Here is a 17,060-nt window from a genome sequence, read left to right on the forward strand (position 1 = left end):
GAAACAGGCGAGCAAAATGGTGGCGCAATCGGTGCGGATCTATAACCAGGAACGGCCGCATACGGCGCTGAAATACAAAACGCCCGATGCGGTGCATCGGGCGTTTTTACAGCAATAAATACTGTCAACCTATTTTAGGACTGGACACCCGATTTTACTTGGCGCTTAGTCCAGGTAGTCCGAGTATTCGCGCTGCGCGTAATTCTGCAAGTTCGCCCACGGCTGCGCCTTGCTGACGGTCGGCTGCGGCTTGACGTCGACCCGGCGATAGAAGGTATTCGCGCGGTCGCCGCTTTCGATGATCAGGGGAATCTGCTTTTGTTCATCCCACAGGATGCGCTGGAACACGCCATTTTTTTCCACTTCGCGCCAGCGCGCGCCCGTCACGCTCGATGCCTGTTTCGACAGCGGCATGGCGGCCACCAGTTTCGGGTCCAGCAGGTAAAAACTGTTTTCCCAGGAACCGTCGAAATTGACGTTGTCGTATTCGGCTTTGGGAATCGAGACGACGATCTTGTCATGCGCATCGATGTATTCCACGCGCACCGTGTTCTTTTCCAGCATCACGTGGCGCGGGATCAGCACGGGATTGAAGTGCTTGTGTTCATGCTGCGTGGCTTTCAGGGCCACCTTGGTGTTTTCGCCATGCTTGTGACCGGCATGCGCGTCCGTCGATGGCGCCAGCACGCGCTCGACCCACACGTGGCCGGGGCGGCGCAGCATCTTTTCTTCGTAGCGGCTTTCGCGCGTCACGCCTTCCGGCGTCAGGACGCGGCTGTAATAGGTGATGCCCAGGTCCAGGTCGGCAGGGGCGGAATGCGTGGCGGGAGCGGCTTGGGCGCTGGCGGCAAAGCCGGCGGCCAGCAGGACGGCGATCAGGGACGATTTCATGGTGTTGCCTTTACGTGCAGAGGGGCGGAGGGCCTACGCCATCCGCCCCGGTGGGGTTACCGTGTTGATGTGGATCAGAAGCCGAAGGCCGCCTTCAGCAAGTCGAACACCTTGGTGTTGTCCAGGGTGCCCTTGAAGGACTTCGCGCCGGCGCCCGTGGCCAGCAGCTTGACGTCGCCGCCGCCGTGGGTTTCGCTGGCCAGGCGCACGCCTGTTTCTTGCAGGTAGTTGTCTTTCAGGGCCGTGGCGCTGTCGACGTTGCTGCGCAGGTCAGGGCGGTTCGGGCCATTGCCGAACACCAGGGTGGTGTAGGTATTGCCGTCCGCATCCTTGCTTGGCTGGTTATCCTTGTAGCCGCGGTTGATGTCGAGGATATGGTTGCCGCGCTTGCCATAGCCGTTGAACGCCAGGGTGTGGTCATGGTCGGCCGTGACGACGATCAGGGTATTTTCCAGCTTCGGATCGGTTTCCTTGATCTTGGCGATGGCCACTTTGATGGCGTCGTCGAAGGCGATGGTGTCCGTCAGCGCGCGCTTGGCGTTGATGCCGTGCAAGGCGTGGTCGATGCGGCCGCCTTCGACCATCAGGAAGTAGCCGTTCGCGTTTTTCGACAGCAAGTCGATGGCTTTCAGCGTCATTTCCGACAGGCTAGGCTGGGTCGCGCCTTCGCCCAGCGGCGGTGTGGCGGTGCGGTCCAGTTCATATTCCAGGTGGCTGCGGGTGCTGTACAGGCCGATGAATTTCTTGCCGCTCTGCGCCGCGGCCATTTCCGCTTTCGTCGCGGCCACGGTATAGCCCTTGGCGGCAAATTCCGTCAACAGGTTGCGGCCATCGGCGCGGCCATACTTGTTGCTGGCCGACCAAGGCGTAAAGTGGTTGCGGCCGCCGCCCATCAGCACGTCGACGCCGTCGCCCAGGGCCGCGTTGTAGCCCGTGCCGCCCGGCACCGTTTGTGCAGCGATCGCGTATTGCGCATTGCGGTTGCAGATGTGCGAGAACGTCGTCGCCGGCGTGGCGTGCGTCAGTTCCGTGGTGGTGATGGCGCCCACGGCCTTGCCCTTGGCTTTCGCCAGTTCCAGGATGGTCGGCACGCTCTTGCCGCCGGCCGGGCAATTGTCCACGCCCAGGTTGCCGTTGGCGTCGCGGCTCGGTTCCTTGGCAATGGTGTCCTGCGCCATCGAGATGACTTCATTGTTCATCTTGACGCCGGTCATGTAGGCGGCCATCGAGGGCGCGCTGTCGGTCGTTTGCGCATCGTTCGAGAACGTCTTGATGCGCGCCGTGCGCTCCAGCGTGTCCATCGTCAGGCTGCCGTCTTCCTTGTACTGGTAGATGCGCGCCGCCGTCACGACGGACGGGCCCATGCCGTCGCCGAGGAAGAAGATGACGTTCTTGGCGTCGGCGGCGTAGGCGCCGTTGGCGACGCTGGCGGCCACGAGCGTGGTCAGCAAGGAGAGTTTCAGGGCGGGTTTCAATGCGAGTTTCATGTGCTTGTCCAATTCTTGTCTCTTGGGGATTACAGACCGCCGGCGGTCTTGACCAGGCCGAATACTTTGGTGTTTTCGATGGTGCCAAGGAAGGTTTCCGAACCCTTGCCGATGGCGCCCAGGAAGACGTCGGTGCCGCCGTGGGTTTCATTGCCGGCCGTGGTGCGGATCACCGCTTCCTGGTGGTAATTATTGGCGCTGGTGACGGTTTCATCGAGGCTGGCCATGGCGGCGCGGCTCGATTGAGTGCGGTTTTCGCCATTGCCGAAGCCGATGATCGAATACGGTGCGCCATCGAGGTCTTTCTCGACCGCGCCGGTCACGTAGTTCTTCACCACGCCCAGCACGCCAGGGTTGCCTGCAGCCGTCTTGCCCGTGCGCTTGGCGTAGCCGTTCAGCACCAGCGTGTGGTCATGGTCGGCCGTGACGACGATCAGGGTATTGGCCAGGCTCGGATCGGTCAGCTTGGCTTTTTCGATGGCGGCCTTGATGGCGTTGTCGAAGGCGACCGTGTCTTGCAGCGCTTTCTTGGCCGTCGTTTCGTGCAGCGCATGGTCGATGCGGCCGCCTTCGACCATCAGGAAATAACCCTTCTTGTTCTTGGCCAGCACGTCCATGGCCTTGGTGGTCATTTCCGCCAGGCTAGGTTCCTTCGCTGCGTCGCGGTCCAGGTCGTAGCTCATGTGGCTGGACGTGAACACGCCGAACAAACGGTCCGTCTTGGCCGCATCGACGGCCTTGAAGTCGGTGGCGTTGTTGGCGACCGTGTAGCTTTTGGCTTTCAATTCGGCGATCAGGTCGCGGCCGTCGGAACGCTTGCCGCCATCCTTGAATTGCGTGAAGAATTGCGCGCCGCCGCCGAGGACCACTTCCAGGCCCGTGGTACCCAGGGCGCTGTTGTAGCCCGTGCCGCCTGGCACCAGGGCCGCGGCGATATCGTTTTCCAGGTCGCGGTGGCAGATGTGCGAGTAGGTTGCGGCCGGCGTGGCGTGCGTCACGCGCGCCGTGCTGACGACGCCGGCGGCAAAGCCCTTGGCCTTGGCCAATTCCAGCAGGGTGGTGGCGGGCGTGCCGTTGCCGGTGCCGCATTTGTTGACCAGCTTGTTGCCGTTCGCATCCGTGCCCGGATCGATGGCGACCGTGTTGGCCGACATCGAGATGACTTCATTGTTCATCTTGACGCCGGTCATGTAGGCGGCCATCGATGGCGCGCTGTCCGTCACTTGCGCGTCGTTCGAGTACGTTTTCACGAAGGCCGTTTCCGGCAGGGTGTCCATGGTCAGCGAGCCGTCTTCGCCCACCGAATAGATGCGCGCGGCCGTCATGGTGGTCAGGCCCATGCCATCGCCGAGGAAGAAAATGACGTTTTTCGGTGGCGCTTCAGCCACTACCTCTTCTTTTTTTGCATCGCTGCCGCAGGCGGCCAGCATCAGGGTGATGGCGACGCTGCAGCCAGCGACGGAAATTTTTCTGCGTGTCATGTGGTTCATCCGGCTAGGTTTGAAAGAGCTGGCAAGATAGCAATTCAATGTGACACCCTCATGACGCTGTGGCCCATTTGGTCTTCGACGGTCGGAGATTGAATCGAAATATGCAACAAACAATTGCGTTTTAACGGGTTTTTCTACCGAATAAAGCAACGTAAGATGCCGTCATCCCAATCATCTTGTGAAGGCAGATCATGTTCTCCAAATCCATCAGCAGCGTTCTTGTTTCCACCCTGTTTGCCGCCGGCGCCGCCTCGGCCGCCGCTCCGGCCCCCCTGACCCTGGACGTGTTCAATCCGGGCGAAGCGGCGATTTTCCCCGTCGCTTCCGTGCTGGTGGCGGGCAAGCATGACGCCGTGCTGATCGATGCGCAGTTTTCGCGCGCCGAAGCGCAAAAGCTGGTGGAAAAGATCCGCGCCAGCGGCAAGAAACTGACGACCGTGTACATCAGCCATAGCGACCCTGATTTTTACTTTGGCCTCGATGTGATCAAGGCCGCCTTCCCGCAGGCAAAGATCGTCGCCACGCCGGAAACGGTGGCCGAGATCCGCCGCAAGGCCGATGCCAAGGTCGCCTACTGGGGCCCGATCCTGAAGGACAATGCGCCGCACGGCATCGTCATTCCCGAAGCATTGAAAGGCAAGCGCATCAGCCTGGAAGGCCAGTCGCTCGATATCGCCGGCCCGACGCCAGCGCGCACCTATGTGTGGATTCCATCGATCAAGGCGGTGGTCGGCGGCGTGGTGCTGTTTGGCAACTTGCACGTGTGGACGGCCGATACGCAAAGCGCACAATCGCGCCAGGACTGGCTCAAGACGCTCGATGGCATCGCGGCGCTGAAACCCGTCACCGTCGTGCCCGGCCACTTCAAGGTCGGTTCGTCCATGACGCCCGACAGCATCGCTTTTACGCGCGACTACCTGGTGACGTTTGAAGGGGAAACGGCCAAGGCCGCCAATTCCGCCGCCCTGATCGCCGCCATGAAACAGCACTATCCGCAACTTGGCCTTGATGGCGCGCTGGAAACGAGCGCCAAAGTGGCCAAAGGCGAAATGAAATGGTAAAAACCTACTGCGCGACGCGATTTCCGGCCTGCGATGCTCACTGTGCTCTAGCACAGTTGCGCTTCTCTGCCAGAACTAGCGCCGCTCGCTACGGTTTTTGCAAGTCATCTGTTTCAGTTTTATAAAGGATAGAGTCATGCCCACCCTGCATTACATTTTCGACCCGCTGTGCGGCTGGTGCTACGGCGCCGCGCCGCTGGTCGAGGCGGCGCGCGCCGTGCCCGGCCTGACGGTGGCCTTCCACGGCGGCGGCATGATGACGGGCAGCAATCGCCGCCAGATCACGCCCGCATGGCGCGGCTATGTGCTGCCGCATGACCGGCGCATCGAGCAAATGTCGGGCCAGCCCTTCGGCGACGCTTATATCAACGGTTTGCTGAACGATACGACGGCCATGATGGATTCCGAACCGCCGATCACGGCCATCCTGGCGGCCGAAGCGCTGGCCGGCAAGGGCCTGGACATGCTGCAGCGCGTGCAGCGCGCCCATTACGTGGACGGCTTGCGCATCGCCGATGTGACCGTGTTGGTGTCCTTGGCGCAAGAGCTGGGCATGGATGGGACAGCATTCCAGACCGCGTATGCACGGCAAGCGGGCGCCGTCACGCAAGGGCACATCGACGCCAGCCGTGCCTTGCTGGCGCAGGTGGGCGGGCAGGGCTTTCCCACGTTCGTGCTCGACGATGGCAGTGGCAAGCTGTCCGTGATCGATATCGGAGCGTTCCTGGGCCAGCCGGCGAAGCTGCAGGCGCAACTGGGCGGCGTGTGTGATGCCCACGGCTGTGCATTGTAAATAGCTATCGGTTCGATAAAATCAATTAGCTTTTCCTTTATTGTTGACCTCGTTACACTGGTTCCATTAGTCAACAACGAAGGAAAAGCAGTCATGAGCCAACAGCCGCCATTCAGTACCGCCTCGGGCATCCCCGTCGCCGACAACCAGAATTCCCTCAGCGCGGGTCCCCGCGGCCCCCTGCTGCTGCAAGACTTCCACCTGATCGAAAAACTCCAGCATTTCAACCGCGAGCGCATCCCCGAGCGCGTGGTGCACGCCAAAGGCTCGGGCGCCTACGGCACCTTTACCGTCACGCACGACATCTCGCGCTACACCAAGGCCAGGCTGTTCAGCGAAGTGGGCAAGCAGACGGCCACCTTCGCCCGCTTTTCCACCGTCGGCGGCGAACGCGGCAGTGCAGACACGGAACGCGACCCGCGCGGCTTTGCCGTGCGTTTTTATACGGAAGAGGGCAACTGGGATTTGGTCGGCAACAACACGCCGATGTTCTTCATCAAGGACCCGATCAAGTTTCCCGACTTTGTCCATACGCAAAAGCGCGATCCGCAAAGCAATCTGAAATTGGCCGAGATGATGTTCGATTTCTGGAGCCATGCGCCGGAAAGCCTGCACCAGGTCACCATGCTGTTCTCGGACCGCGGCACTCCGGACGGCTACCGCCACATGGATGGCTTCGGCAGCCACACGTATAGCCTGATCAATGCCGACGGCCAGCGCGTGTACGTGAAATGGCACTTCAAGACGCGCCAGGGCATCAAGAATTTGCCTGCGGCGGAGGCGGGCCGCCTGGCGGGTAGCGACCCGGACTACGCCCAGCGCGACCTGTTCGGCGCCATCGCGCGCGGCGACTTTCCCCAGTGGGAAGTCAAGCTGCAGGTGGCGACGCAGGAGCAGCTCGATGCATGGGAGCAGCGTACGGGCTGGAACCCGTTCGACCTGACGAAAGTGTGGCCGCACGCGGACTTCCCGCTGTTGCCCGTCGGTATTTTCGAGCTGAACCGCAATCCGGACAATTACCACGCGGAAGTCGAGCAAGCGGCCTTTTCGCCGGCCAACGCCGTGCCCGGCATGGGCTACTCGCCGGACAAGATGCTGCAAGGCCGCTTGTTCGCCTACCACGACGCCCAGCTGTACCGGGTCGGCACGAACCACCAGCATCTGCCCGTGAATGCGGCCCGCTGCCCCTTCCATAACCAGCAGCGCGATGGCGGCATGGCGATCCACAATGGCAGCGCGGCGCAGAATTACGCGAACGTGACGGCGGCAGGCACGCAGCCGCAAGGGCTGGGCCATGGCGAACCGCCGCTGGCGCTGGCTGGCGGTGCGGCCCGCTACGATGGACGCGGCGTGGAAGACGATTACACGCAGGCCGGCAATCTGTTCCGCCTGATGTCGGCCCAGGCCAGGCAAAACCTGTTCGACAACCTGGCAGGACCGTTGAGTCAGGTGCGGCCGGAAACCTTGCAGCGCCAGCTCGCTCACTTCGACCAGGCCGATCCCGCCTATGGCGCCGGCGTGCGGGCCGCCTTGCAGGCACGCGGCGCGGTACTGTAAGCGTGTGTGGCAGGCGGAATAAGCTCGTTCCGCCTGTTTGATGCAGCACAAATGAGAGCTTATTAGAGCTTGATGCAAAATATTGCCGTATGGACATATTTGCCTTCCATGCGTAGACTTGTCGGTCTGATGATCGCGCCGCCTTCCTGGCGGCGTCCTGACTAGAAAGTCTTGCAATATGAATATGGCAAAGCTGTGCGTGCATGGGGATGACCCCACGCTCAAATCCATCCTCGAAGTCTTGCCTACCGATCCGGAGCGGCAATGGCGCAAGGGCGAGGCGAAGGGCGCGAATCGCGTGCATCTCGATTCCGGCTTCGACGTGCTCATCGCGCAAGCGCCGAAATCGCAAGTGTTGCCCTCGCGCATACGCAGCTACCTGGCCGAATGCCGTTCGCGCGGCGTGACGTTCACCATGCCGCGCATCGTGGCCGAGCTGCAACTGGAGCTGAATGGCGACGATACGGTCGACGCGCCGCTCGACTTGAGCCTGGCCGACATGCAGCACCTGACGGAAATGGGCATCAGCCTGAGCCTGGTGACGCGCTGCGTCGCAGCCTGATTCCCATGTGACACGCAAAAAAATGGCCGCCCATCATTGAAACGGGTGGCCATTTTTCGTCACGGTTCGTCGAGCTCGACGGTGACCATATTGTCATCGGGCTTGCGGTCGATCAGCTTGTTGTCCGGATCGATGCCCGCCTTGCCGGGCCGGCTGCCGACGATGACGGTGTAGCGCGCCTCGCGGGCTGTCATGCGCAGGCGTTCGCGCAGCAGCGGATGGCCATTCGCGTCATCGACGCCGATCTCGATCCAGTCATGCAGCGGTGCGTCGTGTTCCTCGCCCTGTTCGCCGGCCGTCAATTTGCTGGCCTGCACCTTGATGGTGACGGCGTATTTGCCATCGCTGCGTTTCGTGGCCGTGGCCGACAGGGCGCGGTTGTCGAACAGCACGATTTTCTCGAACAGGTCGTCGATCAGGTAAGCCTGCTCGGGCGGCGTGACCTGGCGCAAACCCTGGACCAGCGCCGTCACGCTCGCATACGGCGGGCCTTTCTGGCCGTAGGTCTTGAGCAGCTCGCGCAGCACGCCGTTGACCTTGTCTTCGCCGATGATGTCCTGCAGCAAGTACATGGCCAGGCTGCCCTTGTGATAGTGGATGTAGGCCTGGTTTTCATTCTCGGCCAGCGGCAATTCCTTCTTGCGTTCCTCGCTGCGCCCCATCAGGTATTGATTCAGGTCATAGCGCAGGAACCTGCGCATCTTCGCCGGTCCTGCGGTTTTCTTCATGACCATCAGGGCCGAATATTCAGCCAGGGTTTCGCTGAGCACGGTGGCGCCCCGCGTATTGCCGCCCACCAGTTGATGCGCCCACCACTGGTGCGCCACTTCATGCGCCGTGATGTAGAAAGGATAGTCGATGTCCTTCGGGTTCTTGTCGTCCACCTTGGCAATAAAACCCAGGCCTTCCGAGTACGGTATCGTGTTCGGGAACGATTGCGCAAACGTGGCGTAGCGGGGGAATTCGACGATGCGCAGGATCTTGTGCTGGTAGGGGCCGAAGTTCTTCGTGTAGTACTCCAGCGCTTCCTTGCTGCCGCGCACGAAACGCTCGAGGTTGTATTCATGGCCAGGATGGTAGTACACGTCGATGGCCACGTCTTGCCAGCGCTCGTGCCTGACGGCGTAGCGGGCCGACTGGAACGCGTAGAAATTCAAAATCGGCTGGTCCATCGTGTAATGGAAGTAATGGCGGCCCTTGGCGATCCAGTCGTTGTCCAGCATGCCCGGCGCGATGGCCGTCTGGCCGTCGACGGTGCTGACGGTGGCGTCGAAGTTGATGCGGTCGGCGTCGTTGCTGACATAGTTGTCGGCCAATCCCTTTGCATCGTCGCGCGGCAAGGCCCGTTCGCGCGCGGGCAAGCCGTGTTTCTTGCGGTCGCGCGGGTCCGTCAATTCCAGCTGCGGCTGGTAACCGATGTGCGGCAGCACGGCATTCGTGAAGAAAGTGCCGTTGGCCACCACGGGCGTATCCTGGCCCAGGCCGAAGATGCCGCGCGGCGCGTAGCGGATGTCGAAATCGAGGCCCAGGGTGGCGCCCGGCGCCAGCGGCGCGGCCAGGCGGTAGCTGTAAAAGCCCAGCTTGCCGTCATCGAGGCCGGGATGCACGCGCGTATCAAAACGCAGGCGCATGGTGGCGGTCGGGTCTTGCTGCACAAAAATGTGGCTGATCGGCTGGCTGGTCTTGTTTTGCAGCAGATAGCGGCCCGTGACGGCCAGGGTGCGCTGCGCCGGGTAGATGGCCACGTCGAGTTTCACGTCGGTGATTCTCGGCTGTGGCGTGGCGGCAAACTTGCGGTACTGGCGCTCGATGCTGGCGCGGTCCGCATCGCGCGAAAATTCGGACTGATAATCGTTGGCCACGTGGAAAACGTAGAACAGCACGCCGCCGGCGCCGACGAAGATCAGGGCGCCGCCGGCAAAGCTGGCCAGCACGCCATGCGTGAGGCCGTGGCGCGCCAGGCGCAGGCGGATGCGCCAGCTGTCCTGCGCGCCGCGGGGCCAGAACAGCAGCGACAGCACCGTCAGCATGACGGCCGCGCCGCTCCAGTACAGCAAGTACCAGCGCTCGCGCAACACAAAGTGGCCGGCGCCGTTCATGGCCGAATACACGACCTCCGGCGTGCTGCCATACAGCAGCAGCGGGTCGCCCAGGCCCAGCGAGGAAAAGCTGATGCTGGCGATGTGGTACAGAATCATGGCGAAATACGCCAGGTATTTCTGATTGATCAGCACCTGCACGAAGATGGCCAGCACGGCGACCAGCGCATAGTAGGGCAGGTGCGACAGGAACAGCGATTCCACGTACAGGCCGGGGTCGAGGCGGTAATAGCCCTTGAAGACCTGAATCGACATGCCGCACAGCATGATGACCAGGCTCAGCAAGGCTTGCAGGCCGACCAGCGCACACAGTTTCGACAGCAGGGGCAGCCAGTTCGGCACGGGCAGGGCGTCAAGCATCAGATGCGTGCCCGCTTCCCGTTCGCGCCATACCAGCTCGCCCGCGTAGAAGGTGGTAATGATCAGCATGAACAGGGCGAACGAGGCGCTGACCATGTCCAGCACCTTTTCCGTCACGGGATAGGTATTCGTGCCGTACATGGAACCCATGTCCAGCGCGCCTGCATACATGGTCAGTACGCCGGCCAGCACGATGACGACGAAATAGATGTTCTTGATGGTTTCGCGCAGGTTCAGCCAGCTCATCTTGAGGAGCAGGACGGCCAGGTTGCGTTGCGCGAAGTCCGGTGTTTCCTGCGTGGATAGGGAGGCGTTCGACAGGCGCTGCGGCGCCTCGCCCTCGCTGCGGCGCCGGGTGGCGCCCGCGTCCGTCGTCGCGTGGAAGTGGAAGCGCCAGTAGCCGAGCAGCAAGGCCACAAGGGCGAAGCCGGACCAGATGGCGCGGTTCAGCAGGTACACGCCCTCCAGGCTCACCAGGCGCGTGTTGCGTTCCGCGTTCGGCCAGTATTCCGTCAGGCGTATCAGCGCCGTGGTGCCGAAGGGATCGATCAGGGCGGCCAGGGTCTTGTAGTCGAGATCGCGCGCCAGCGACGGCGCCACCAGGTAGCCGATCAGCATGACTACCGAGCTGATGTACACGGGCAGCATGCGCCGCGTCAGGGCCGCGATGACGAAGAAGATGGCGCCGAAGATGAACAGATTGGGCAGCAGGGTAAACACATACGGCATCAGGTAGGCCAGCGCCCGTTGCGGCCCCAGCCGTTCCGGGTCGATGCCGGGCAGCCAGGCGCCCAGCCAGGCGCCGATCACGATACTGGAAAACACCACGGCCAGCACCAGGTAGGCGCCAAGGAAGCGGCCGAAGACGTACTGGTACTTTTTGATCGGCGCGCTGAAGAAGAAATGCTGCATGCCGTATTCGAAGTCCTGCTGCACCGAACGGCCCATCATGGCGGCCACCACCACGGCACCGAAGCAGCCCAGCACGCTGCACGTGAACGCCAGCGAACGGGGGGCGTTGATCAGGAACTTGCCGCCGAAACTGATGCTCGCTTCCTTGAAGACGCCGCCGGCGGCCGCCATCCACAGCATGGCCAGCGCCAGGAACATGGCGAAATACACCCAGGTCGACAGCAGCTTGAGCCGCTGTCGCGCTTCAAAGCGGGCGATGGCAAACATGGCCGTCCCCTCAGTCGCACTGCGGGGCGACGCGGTGGCGCCCGGCAATGGTGGCGAAATACAGGTCTTCCAGGTCGCCGATGGCTTCCTCGAAGCCATCGCCCGGGTCGTCGTCGCTGTAGACGTGGATCAGGGTGCGGCCCGACAGCAGGCGCGTGGAAATGACGGCGTGGCGCTGCTGGAAGCTGGCCAGTTCTTTCTTGTCGACGAAGCGCGCCCAGATCTTGCAGCTGACTTCGTCGATCAGTTCCTGGGTCTTGCCGCACAGCAGTAAATGGCCCTTGTTGATGATGGCCATGTTGGCGCACAGGTCGGCCACGTCGGATACGATATGCGTCGACAGGATCACCGTCTTGTCTTCGCCGATGTCGGACAGCAGATTATGGAAGCGGACTCTCTCCTGCGGGTCGAGGCCGGCCGTCGGCTCGTCGACGATGATCAGTTTCGGGTCGCCCAGCAGGGCTTGCGCGATGCCGAAGCGCTGGCGCATGCCGCCCGAAAAGCCGCCCAGACGCTGGTGGCGCACGTCGAACAGATTGGTTTGCTGCAAGAGTCCATCGACGACTTCGCGCCGGCGCGCCCGCTGCGACAGCCCTTTTAACATGGCGAAGTGGTCGAGCAGTTCGTAAGCCGTCACTTTCGGGTACAGGCCGAAGTCTTGCGGCAGGTAGCCCAGCATGCGGCGGATTTCGTCCTTGTCGTCGAGTACGTCGTAGTCGCCGAAGAAGATGGAGCCGGAATCGCATTCCTGCAAGGTGGCCAGGGTGCGCATCAGGGTCGACTTGCCGGCGCCATTCGGGCCCAGCAAGCCAAACATCCCGGGCGGTATCGTCAGCGAAACATTGTCCAGCGCCACCACGCCATTCGCGTAGGTCTTCGACAATTTGCGGATCTGCAATTCCATACAACTCCTAACTCATGCGTTGCTGCCCGATGCGACAGGGCTACTCTATGCTGGCATTGTATTGAATTTAAGACGCACTGGGCAGTTGCATGCGATACACGGCATTTTCGCGTGCCCAGAGTGCAGTTGGCGAGGGCGGATGGCGGGCCGGTCCTGGTCTTTTCGGCCGTACCATGAGAGTGTCAGTTACGGAATAAAACCGATTCCCGGTTAAACCACCAGCGGCACAGCATCAGCAGCGCGCCGGCGATCACCGTCGTCGAGGCCAGGATCACGCCGAACATGCGGTAATCCATGGTGCCTTTCACCAGTTCCTTCATGGCCAGCGACACGTTCGTCAGCGGCACCATGGCCCACATCCAGTTCAGCTCGACGCCGGGCAACATGGCCGTCACCGTGGGCAGGATGACAAACAGCATCAGCGGCGTGATCATGCCGGCCGCCTCCTTGTAGCTCTTCGCGTAGATCGAGATCGACAGCAGCAGCGAGGCGAAGATGGCGGCCGTCGGCACCAGCATCAGGGTCACCATGGCCAGGTCGGGCAAGCCGATGCTGTGCACGAGGATGGCCATGTGGCCTTCCAGCGAGCTGCCGAAGATGGCCAGCAGGACGCCCATGCTGCCGACCATCAGCACGGCGGAGGTCATGCCCACCGTAAACAGCACGAGGAACTTGGCCAGCACGATGGCGCTGCGCGGCACGGGCGCCAGCAGCAGGGTTTCCAGCGTGCCCCGTTCCTTTTCGCCGGCGCCCAGGTCGATGGCCGGATACATGGCTGCCGTCAGGCACACCATCAGCAGCAGATACGGCACCATGCCGCCGATGATTGCACCCATCTGTTCGCGCTCGTTGGCCGTCGATTGTTTGTCTAGCACGATGGGATTGAGCGCATAGGCCAGCTGGGCAGGGCTCAGCTTCAGGGCGGACAAGGCTCCTTCGCGCAGGCTGGCGTTGTAGGCGTCGACGATCTCGTGCACGCGCTGGTGCGTCACGTCCACCGAGCTGGCGCTGTTGTAGTGCAGGGTCACCTTGGCTTGCGCCTGCTGCTTCAGCGATTGCTCAAAATGCGGCGGGATGACGACGGCAAACTTGATGGTGTCGTCGCCGATGGCGCGGCGGATGTCCGCCTCGCTGGCCAGCGGCACTTCGCGCAGGTTGTGCTGCTGCGCAAACCGCGCGCTCAGGCCCGGCGAATGGTCCTTGCCGAACAGCGCGTAGCGCAGTTCCGCCGTTTTCGCGTTCTTGAACATATTGCTTGAAACATAAGCGAAGCCGCCAAAGATCAGCGGCATGGCAAAGATGGGGATGAGGATGGTGAAAATCAGCGTCTTGCGGTCGCGCGTGAGTTCCAGCAACTCTTTCAGATAAATGGTCCACATGGCTCAGGCTCCCTGGTTGATGACGCTGACAAAGGCGTCGTACAGATCGGTACTGCCGCCCAGGTGGCGCAGTTCGTCGACCGTGCCATTGAAGGCGGTGGTGCCGCGGTTGATGATGCAGACGCGGTCGCACAGCTTTTCCACCTCGTGCAGGTGGTGCGTGGAAAAGATCAGCGGCACGCGCAGCGCCTTGTAGCTGGCGATGAAGTCGAGCAGGATCTTGGCCGACATCACGTCCAGGCCCGTGGTCGGCTCGTCGAGGATGACCACTTGCGGCTCGTGCACGACGGTGCGGGCGATCGCGCACTTCTGTTTCATGCCCGTCGACAACTGATCGGCCCGCTTGCCGCCGTATTCCTCCATGTGCAGCAGGGCAAACAGTTCATCGCAGCGGCGTTTCAGCTTGTCGGCCGACATGCCATGCAGGCGGCCAAAGTATTCCACGTTCTCGCGCGCCGTCAGGCGGCCGTACAAGCCCGTCGAACCGGACAGGAAACCGATGCTCTGGCGCGCCACCAGCGGCTGGCGCAGCACATCGACGCCATTGACGAGGGCGCTGCCCGCATCGGCCTGCAAGGCCGTCGACAGCAGGCGCAGGGTGGTCGTTTTGCCGGCGCCATTCGGGCCCAGCAAGCCCAGCACTTCGCCGGGGGCGCAGCTGAAACTGACGTCGCGCACGGCGTGGAACCAGCCCTCATGTTCGCGCGGATCGCTGACGTGCACGCCCTTGCCCTTGTGGGGTGGCATGCGGAAACGTTTTGCCAGGTGCTTGACCTCTATCATGTGTTTCATCCATTCAACGGTGAACAACGAGAGTAGCATGCAAAAAATGTAACTTGCAAGGTGGAAATATCGTTTGGTCTATTGAAAAAAACAGCATCTTCATGCAAGCTGGCCCGGTGGGCGCCGGCGGACGGCGCGGGAGAGCGCAATGCAAACGATCGATCAGGCGATGCAGGACAAGGTATTGGCCGTGGCGCGTGCCGGCATGACCAGTGCCGAAGCCATCGGTTTCTTCCGCGTCAGCCTGGGACTGTACTACCTGGCCGGTCTGATGACGGAGGAAACCCTCGATTTCAAGCAGATCGACGCGAAGTACAACCGTTTTATCTACCACTCGATAGGTGGCGGGCACAGCATCGCCAGCGTGCTGCAATTCATGAGCGGCGAGAAAGTCTTGCGCGTGCTGCAATCGCCGCGTTTTCTGGCCGCGTTTGCCGAACACTGCCCGGACATCCCTGTCGACAGCATTTCTTTTCTTGTTTCACTGAACCTGGGCGTGGCGAAAAGCCTGTCCGGACTCGATGCCGTCGGCCCCGTGGTGGACTGGATCGAGCAGGAAAAAGCGCGCACAGGTCAATAAAGCCCCGTTCGCCCCGCGCACGGCGTGGGGACGGCTGGCCGCTATCATCCTATAATTCATGTTTTCCCTTACATGAATAGCCCACGATGACCGCGAACCGCCATTTTGACCCCCTGGATCGTTTGATTGTTGGCGCCGACAAGGCCTTGCGCGTCATCGCGGGCGTGGCTTCGGCCTCGCGCCCCACGCCGGCCGCGCATGCGCCCGATGCGGAGCTGAGCCCGGCCGAGCAGCGTCACAGCGCCGGCTTAATGCGCGTCAACCATGTGGGCGAAGTGTGCGCGCAAGCTCTGTACAACTCGCAGGCGCGCTATGCGCACAGCCCGGCCATCCGCGCCCAGTTCGACGAGGCGGGACGCGAAGAGGAAGACCATCTTGCCTGGACGGCGCAGCGCCTGACGGAGCTGGGCTCGCGTCTGAGCCTGCTCAATCCCCTGTGGTATGCGGGTTCGTTTGCGCTGGGCACCATCGCCGCGCGCATGGGCGACGGCCGCAGCCTGGGTTTTGTGGTGGAAACGGAACGCCAGGTGGAAGCGCACCTGGCCAGCCATCTGCAGGCATTGCCGCCGCAGGATGCCAAGTCGCGCGCCATCGTCAAGCAGATGGCCATCGACGAAGTGGAACACGGCGCCGCCGCCCAGCGACTGGGCGCCATCGACACCCCGGCGCCCGTGAAGGCGCTGATGGGCATCATGGGTAAAGTGATGACAAAAACCGCGTATTACATCTAGCGGATCAGGAGTAGGTCGACGTAGGTCGGCTTAGCGCGTGGCGCGTAAGCCGACAACATTGTTGGCGCCTGCGGTGTTGTCGGATTACGCGGGGCCTTGCCCCGCTAATCCGACCTACTTCACTCCTCGATGATGTCGAACGAGTGGGTGATTTCGGCGGTTTTCGCCAGCATGATCGACGCCGAGCAATATTTGTCATGCGACAATGAAACGGCCCGTTCCACGGCCGTCGGTTTCAGGGCCTTGCCCCGCACGGTAAAGTGGAAGTGGATCTTGGTAAACACCTTCGGGTCGGTGTCGGCGCGCTCGGCCTTCAGGGTCACTTCGCAGCCTTTGATGTCTTCGCGCCCGCGTTTGAGGATCAGCACCACGTCATAGGCGGTGCAGCCGCCCGTGCCCAGCAAGACCATTTCCATGGGGCGCGGCGCCAGGTTGTGGCCGCCGCCATCGGGTGCGCCATCCATGGTCACCAGGTGGCCGGAACCCGTTTCTGCCCGAAAACTCATGCCCGACGGGCCATTCCAGCTGACTTTGCATTCCATCGTACTCTCCGAATTTGTAAGCGTTTTGTATTGTAATAGAGGAATGCCCATCCATGTGCGGGCCGCCAGCCCGTAGCCGGTCTGCATCGCGGCTTGACGCGGCAGGGCAAAGCCGCTTATACTTGTCGGCTTTCCGTTCGCTCAGGAAAAGTAAATAAGGCAGAGTCCGTACAGCAACATAGTCGGAACCACCATTTGAGCGTGTAATCTATTAGGAAGTCAACATGAAAACATTTTCCGCTAAAGGACATGAAGTCCAGCGCGATTGGTTCGTGGTTGACGCGACGGACAAAGTCCTCGGACGTGTTGCCAGCGAAGTGGCACTCCGACTGCGCGGCAAACACAAACCAGAATTTACTCCTCACGTCGATACCGGCGACTTCATCGTCGTCATCAACGCAGGCAAACTGCGTGTGACCGGTACCAAAGCTACTGAGAAAATTTACTACCGTCACTCTGGCTATCCAGGCGGCATCTACGAAACCAACTTCCAGAAAATGCAACAGCGTTTTCCAGGTCGCGCGCTTGAGAAAGCGGTCAAAGGCATGCTGCCTAAAGGCCCACTCGGCTACGCAATGATCAAGAAGCTGAAAGTGTACGCGGAAGGTTCCCATCCGCACGCTGCTCAGCAACCTAAAGCACTTGTTCTCTAAGGAACTGAC

16 protein-coding genes are annotated in these 17,060 nt (G+C 61.6%); 8 read left to right on the plus strand and 8 right to left on the minus strand.

The genetic code is table 11. From position 1 onward, the window contains the following. A partial coding sequence (locus CBW66_RS24350) for an integrase core domain-containing protein (protein WP_139841733.1) occupies positions 1 to 118 on the plus strand: 118 nt, incomplete at its 5' end. Positions 119 to 165: 47 nt separating this feature from the next. On the opposite strand, the gene CBW66_RS24355 is transcribed toward CBW66_RS24350, so the two are convergent. The 3 genes from CBW66_RS24355 to CBW66_RS24365 all read right to left on the minus strand — a co-directional run bounded on the left by CBW66_RS24355 (position 166) and on the right by CBW66_RS24365 (position 3,808). After that, positions 166 to 891, minus strand: a complete 726-nt coding sequence (locus tag CBW66_RS24355) for a hypothetical protein (RefSeq protein WP_086139765.1) — start codon at positions 889 to 891, stop codon at positions 166 to 168. A gap of 74 nt (positions 892 to 965) precedes the next feature. Beyond that, a complete protein-coding gene (locus CBW66_RS24360) occupies positions 966 to 2,378 on the minus strand; it encodes an alkaline phosphatase (protein ID WP_139841734.1) in 1,413 nt (470 codons plus the stop codon). A 29-nt stretch (positions 2,379 to 2,407) separates the two neighbouring features. Then, positions 2,408 to 3,808: an alkaline phosphatase gene (locus tag CBW66_RS24365; protein ID WP_086139813.1), complete on the minus strand. Its 1,401-nt coding sequence runs from the start codon at positions 3,806 to 3,808 to the stop codon at positions 2,408 to 2,410. Between the two features lie 251 nt (positions 3,809 to 4,059). Here CBW66_RS24365 and CBW66_RS24370 point away from each other — a divergent pair, with 251 nt between their 5' ends. The 4 genes from CBW66_RS24370 (at position 4,060) to CBW66_RS24385 (ending at position 7,841) form a co-directional block, all read left to right on the plus strand. Further along, positions 4,060 to 4,929, plus strand: a complete 870-nt coding sequence (locus tag CBW66_RS24370; RefSeq protein WP_170932930.1) for an MBL fold metallo-hydrolase — start codon at positions 4,060 to 4,062, stop codon at positions 4,927 to 4,929. Positions 4,930 to 5,065: 136 nt separating this feature from the next. Next, positions 5,066 to 5,722 carry a DsbA family protein gene (locus CBW66_RS24375; protein ID WP_086139766.1) on the plus strand — a complete coding sequence of 219 codons (657 nt, stop codon included), beginning with the start codon at positions 5,066 to 5,068 and terminating at the stop codon, positions 5,720 to 5,722. Positions 5,723 to 5,815: 93 nt separating this feature from the next. Next, on the plus strand, positions 5,816 to 7,279 hold the full coding sequence (locus CBW66_RS24380) for a catalase (RefSeq protein ID WP_086139767.1): 1,464 nt from the start codon (positions 5,816 to 5,818) through the stop codon (positions 7,277 to 7,279). 178 nt (positions 7,280 to 7,457) lie between these two features. After that, on the plus strand, positions 7,458 to 7,841 hold the full coding sequence (locus tag CBW66_RS24385; RefSeq protein WP_086139768.1) for a hypothetical protein: 384 nt from the start codon (positions 7,458 to 7,460) through the stop codon (positions 7,839 to 7,841). Positions 7,842 to 7,900: 59 nt separating this feature from the next. On the opposite strand, the gene CBW66_RS24390 is transcribed toward CBW66_RS24385, so the two are convergent. The 4 genes from CBW66_RS24390 to CBW66_RS24405 all read right to left on the minus strand — a co-directional run bounded on the left by CBW66_RS24390 (position 7,901) and on the right by CBW66_RS24405 (position 14,545). Then, positions 7,901 to 11,479: a M1 family aminopeptidase gene (locus CBW66_RS24390; RefSeq protein ID WP_086139815.1), complete on the minus strand. Its 3,579-nt coding sequence runs from the start codon at positions 11,477 to 11,479 to the stop codon at positions 7,901 to 7,903. A 10-nt stretch (positions 11,480 to 11,489) separates the two neighbouring features. Continuing rightward, entirely contained in the window at positions 11,490 to 12,383 is an 894-nt protein-coding gene (locus tag CBW66_RS24395; RefSeq protein ID WP_046683456.1) for an ABC transporter ATP-binding protein, read from the minus strand. Positions 12,384 to 12,565: 182 nt separating this feature from the next. Continuing rightward, a complete protein-coding gene (locus CBW66_RS24400; RefSeq protein ID WP_086139769.1) occupies positions 12,566 to 13,762 on the minus strand; it encodes an ABC transporter permease in 1,197 nt (398 codons plus the stop codon). A 3-nt stretch (positions 13,763 to 13,765) separates the two neighbouring features. After that, positions 13,766 to 14,545, minus strand: coding sequence for an ATP-binding cassette domain-containing protein (locus CBW66_RS24405; protein WP_086139770.1), 780 nt, complete (start codon positions 14,543 to 14,545; stop codon positions 13,766 to 13,768). 148 nt (positions 14,546 to 14,693) lie between these two features. On the opposite strand from CBW66_RS24405, the gene CBW66_RS24410 reads away from it, so the two are divergent. Then, entirely contained in the window at positions 14,694 to 15,125 is a 432-nt protein-coding gene (locus CBW66_RS24410) for a hypothetical protein (RefSeq protein ID WP_086139771.1), read from the plus strand. An 86-nt stretch (positions 15,126 to 15,211) separates the two neighbouring features. Further along, on the plus strand, positions 15,212 to 15,856 hold the full coding sequence (gene coq7, locus CBW66_RS24415) for a 2-polyprenyl-3-methyl-6-methoxy-1,4-benzoquinone monooxygenase (protein WP_086139772.1): 645 nt from the start codon (positions 15,212 to 15,214) through the stop codon (positions 15,854 to 15,856). A gap of 119 nt (positions 15,857 to 15,975) precedes the next feature. Here the strand turns inward: coq7 and CBW66_RS24420 are convergent, their stop codons facing one another. Then, on the minus strand, positions 15,976 to 16,398 hold the full coding sequence (locus CBW66_RS24420; RefSeq protein WP_086139773.1) for an OsmC family protein: 423 nt from the start codon (positions 16,396 to 16,398) through the stop codon (positions 15,976 to 15,978). Positions 16,399 to 16,622: 224 nt separating this feature from the next. Between CBW66_RS24420 and rplM the strand changes: the two genes are divergently transcribed. Further along, complete coding sequence (gene rplM / locus CBW66_RS24425; RefSeq protein ID WP_010393282.1) at positions 16,623 to 17,051, plus strand: 50S ribosomal protein L13; 429 nt, start codon at positions 16,623 to 16,625, stop codon at positions 17,049 to 17,051. The last annotated feature ends 9 nt before the right edge of the window (positions 17,052 to 17,060 follow it).

The sequence above is a fragment of the Janthinobacterium sp. GW456P genome (genome assembly GCF_002127655.1).
Lineage (GTDB): Bacteria > Pseudomonadota > Gammaproteobacteria > Burkholderiales > Burkholderiaceae_D > Janthinobacterium.

What these genes read in the sequence shown, in the direction of transcription:
- CBW66_RS24375 (WP_086139766.1), top strand. Translation starts at nt 5,066, where the DNA reads ATGCCCACCCTGCATTACATTTTCGACCCGCTGTGCGGCTGGTGCTAC.
- rplM (WP_010393282.1), top strand. Translation starts at nt 16,623, where the DNA reads ATGAAAACATTTTCCGCTAAAGGACATGAAGTCCAGCGCGATTGGTTC.
- CBW66_RS24360 (WP_139841734.1), bottom strand. Translation starts at nt 2,378, where the DNA reads ATGAAACTCGCATTGAAACCCGCCCTGAAACTCTCCTTGCTGACCACG.
- CBW66_RS24405 (WP_086139770.1), bottom strand. Translation starts at nt 14,545, where the DNA reads ATGATAGAGGTCAAGCACCTGGCAAAACGTTTCCGCATGCCACCCCAC.
- CBW66_RS24395 (WP_046683456.1), bottom strand. Translation starts at nt 12,383, where the DNA reads ATGGAATTGCAGATCCGCAAATTGTCGAAGACCTACGCGAATGGCGTG.
- CBW66_RS24410 (WP_086139771.1), top strand. Translation starts at nt 14,694, where the DNA reads ATGCAAACGATCGATCAGGCGATGCAGGACAAGGTATTGGCCGTGGCG.
- CBW66_RS24390 (WP_086139815.1), bottom strand. Translation starts at nt 11,479, where the DNA reads ATGTTTGCCATCGCCCGCTTTGAAGCGCGACAGCGGCTCAAGCTGCTG.
- CBW66_RS24420 (WP_086139773.1), bottom strand. Translation starts at nt 16,398, where the DNA reads ATGGAATGCAAAGTCAGCTGGAATGGCCCGTCGGGCATGAGTTTTCGG.
- CBW66_RS24355 (WP_086139765.1), bottom strand. Translation starts at nt 891, where the DNA reads ATGAAATCGTCCCTGATCGCCGTCCTGCTGGCCGCCGGCTTTGCCGCC.
- CBW66_RS24370 (WP_170932930.1), top strand. Translation starts at nt 4,060, where the DNA reads ATGTTCTCCAAATCCATCAGCAGCGTTCTTGTTTCCACCCTGTTTGCC.
- CBW66_RS24380 (WP_086139767.1), top strand. Translation starts at nt 5,816, where the DNA reads ATGAGCCAACAGCCGCCATTCAGTACCGCCTCGGGCATCCCCGTCGCC.
- CBW66_RS24365 (WP_086139813.1), bottom strand. Translation starts at nt 3,808, where the DNA reads ATGCTGGCCGCCTGCGGCAGCGATGCAAAAAAAGAAGAGGTAGTGGCT.
- CBW66_RS24385 (WP_086139768.1), top strand. Translation starts at nt 7,458, where the DNA reads ATGAATATGGCAAAGCTGTGCGTGCATGGGGATGACCCCACGCTCAAA.
- CBW66_RS24400 (WP_086139769.1), bottom strand. Translation starts at nt 13,762, where the DNA reads ATGTGGACCATTTATCTGAAAGAGTTGCTGGAACTCACGCGCGACCGC.
- coq7 (WP_086139772.1), top strand. Translation starts at nt 15,212, where the DNA reads ATGACCGCGAACCGCCATTTTGACCCCCTGGATCGTTTGATTGTTGGC.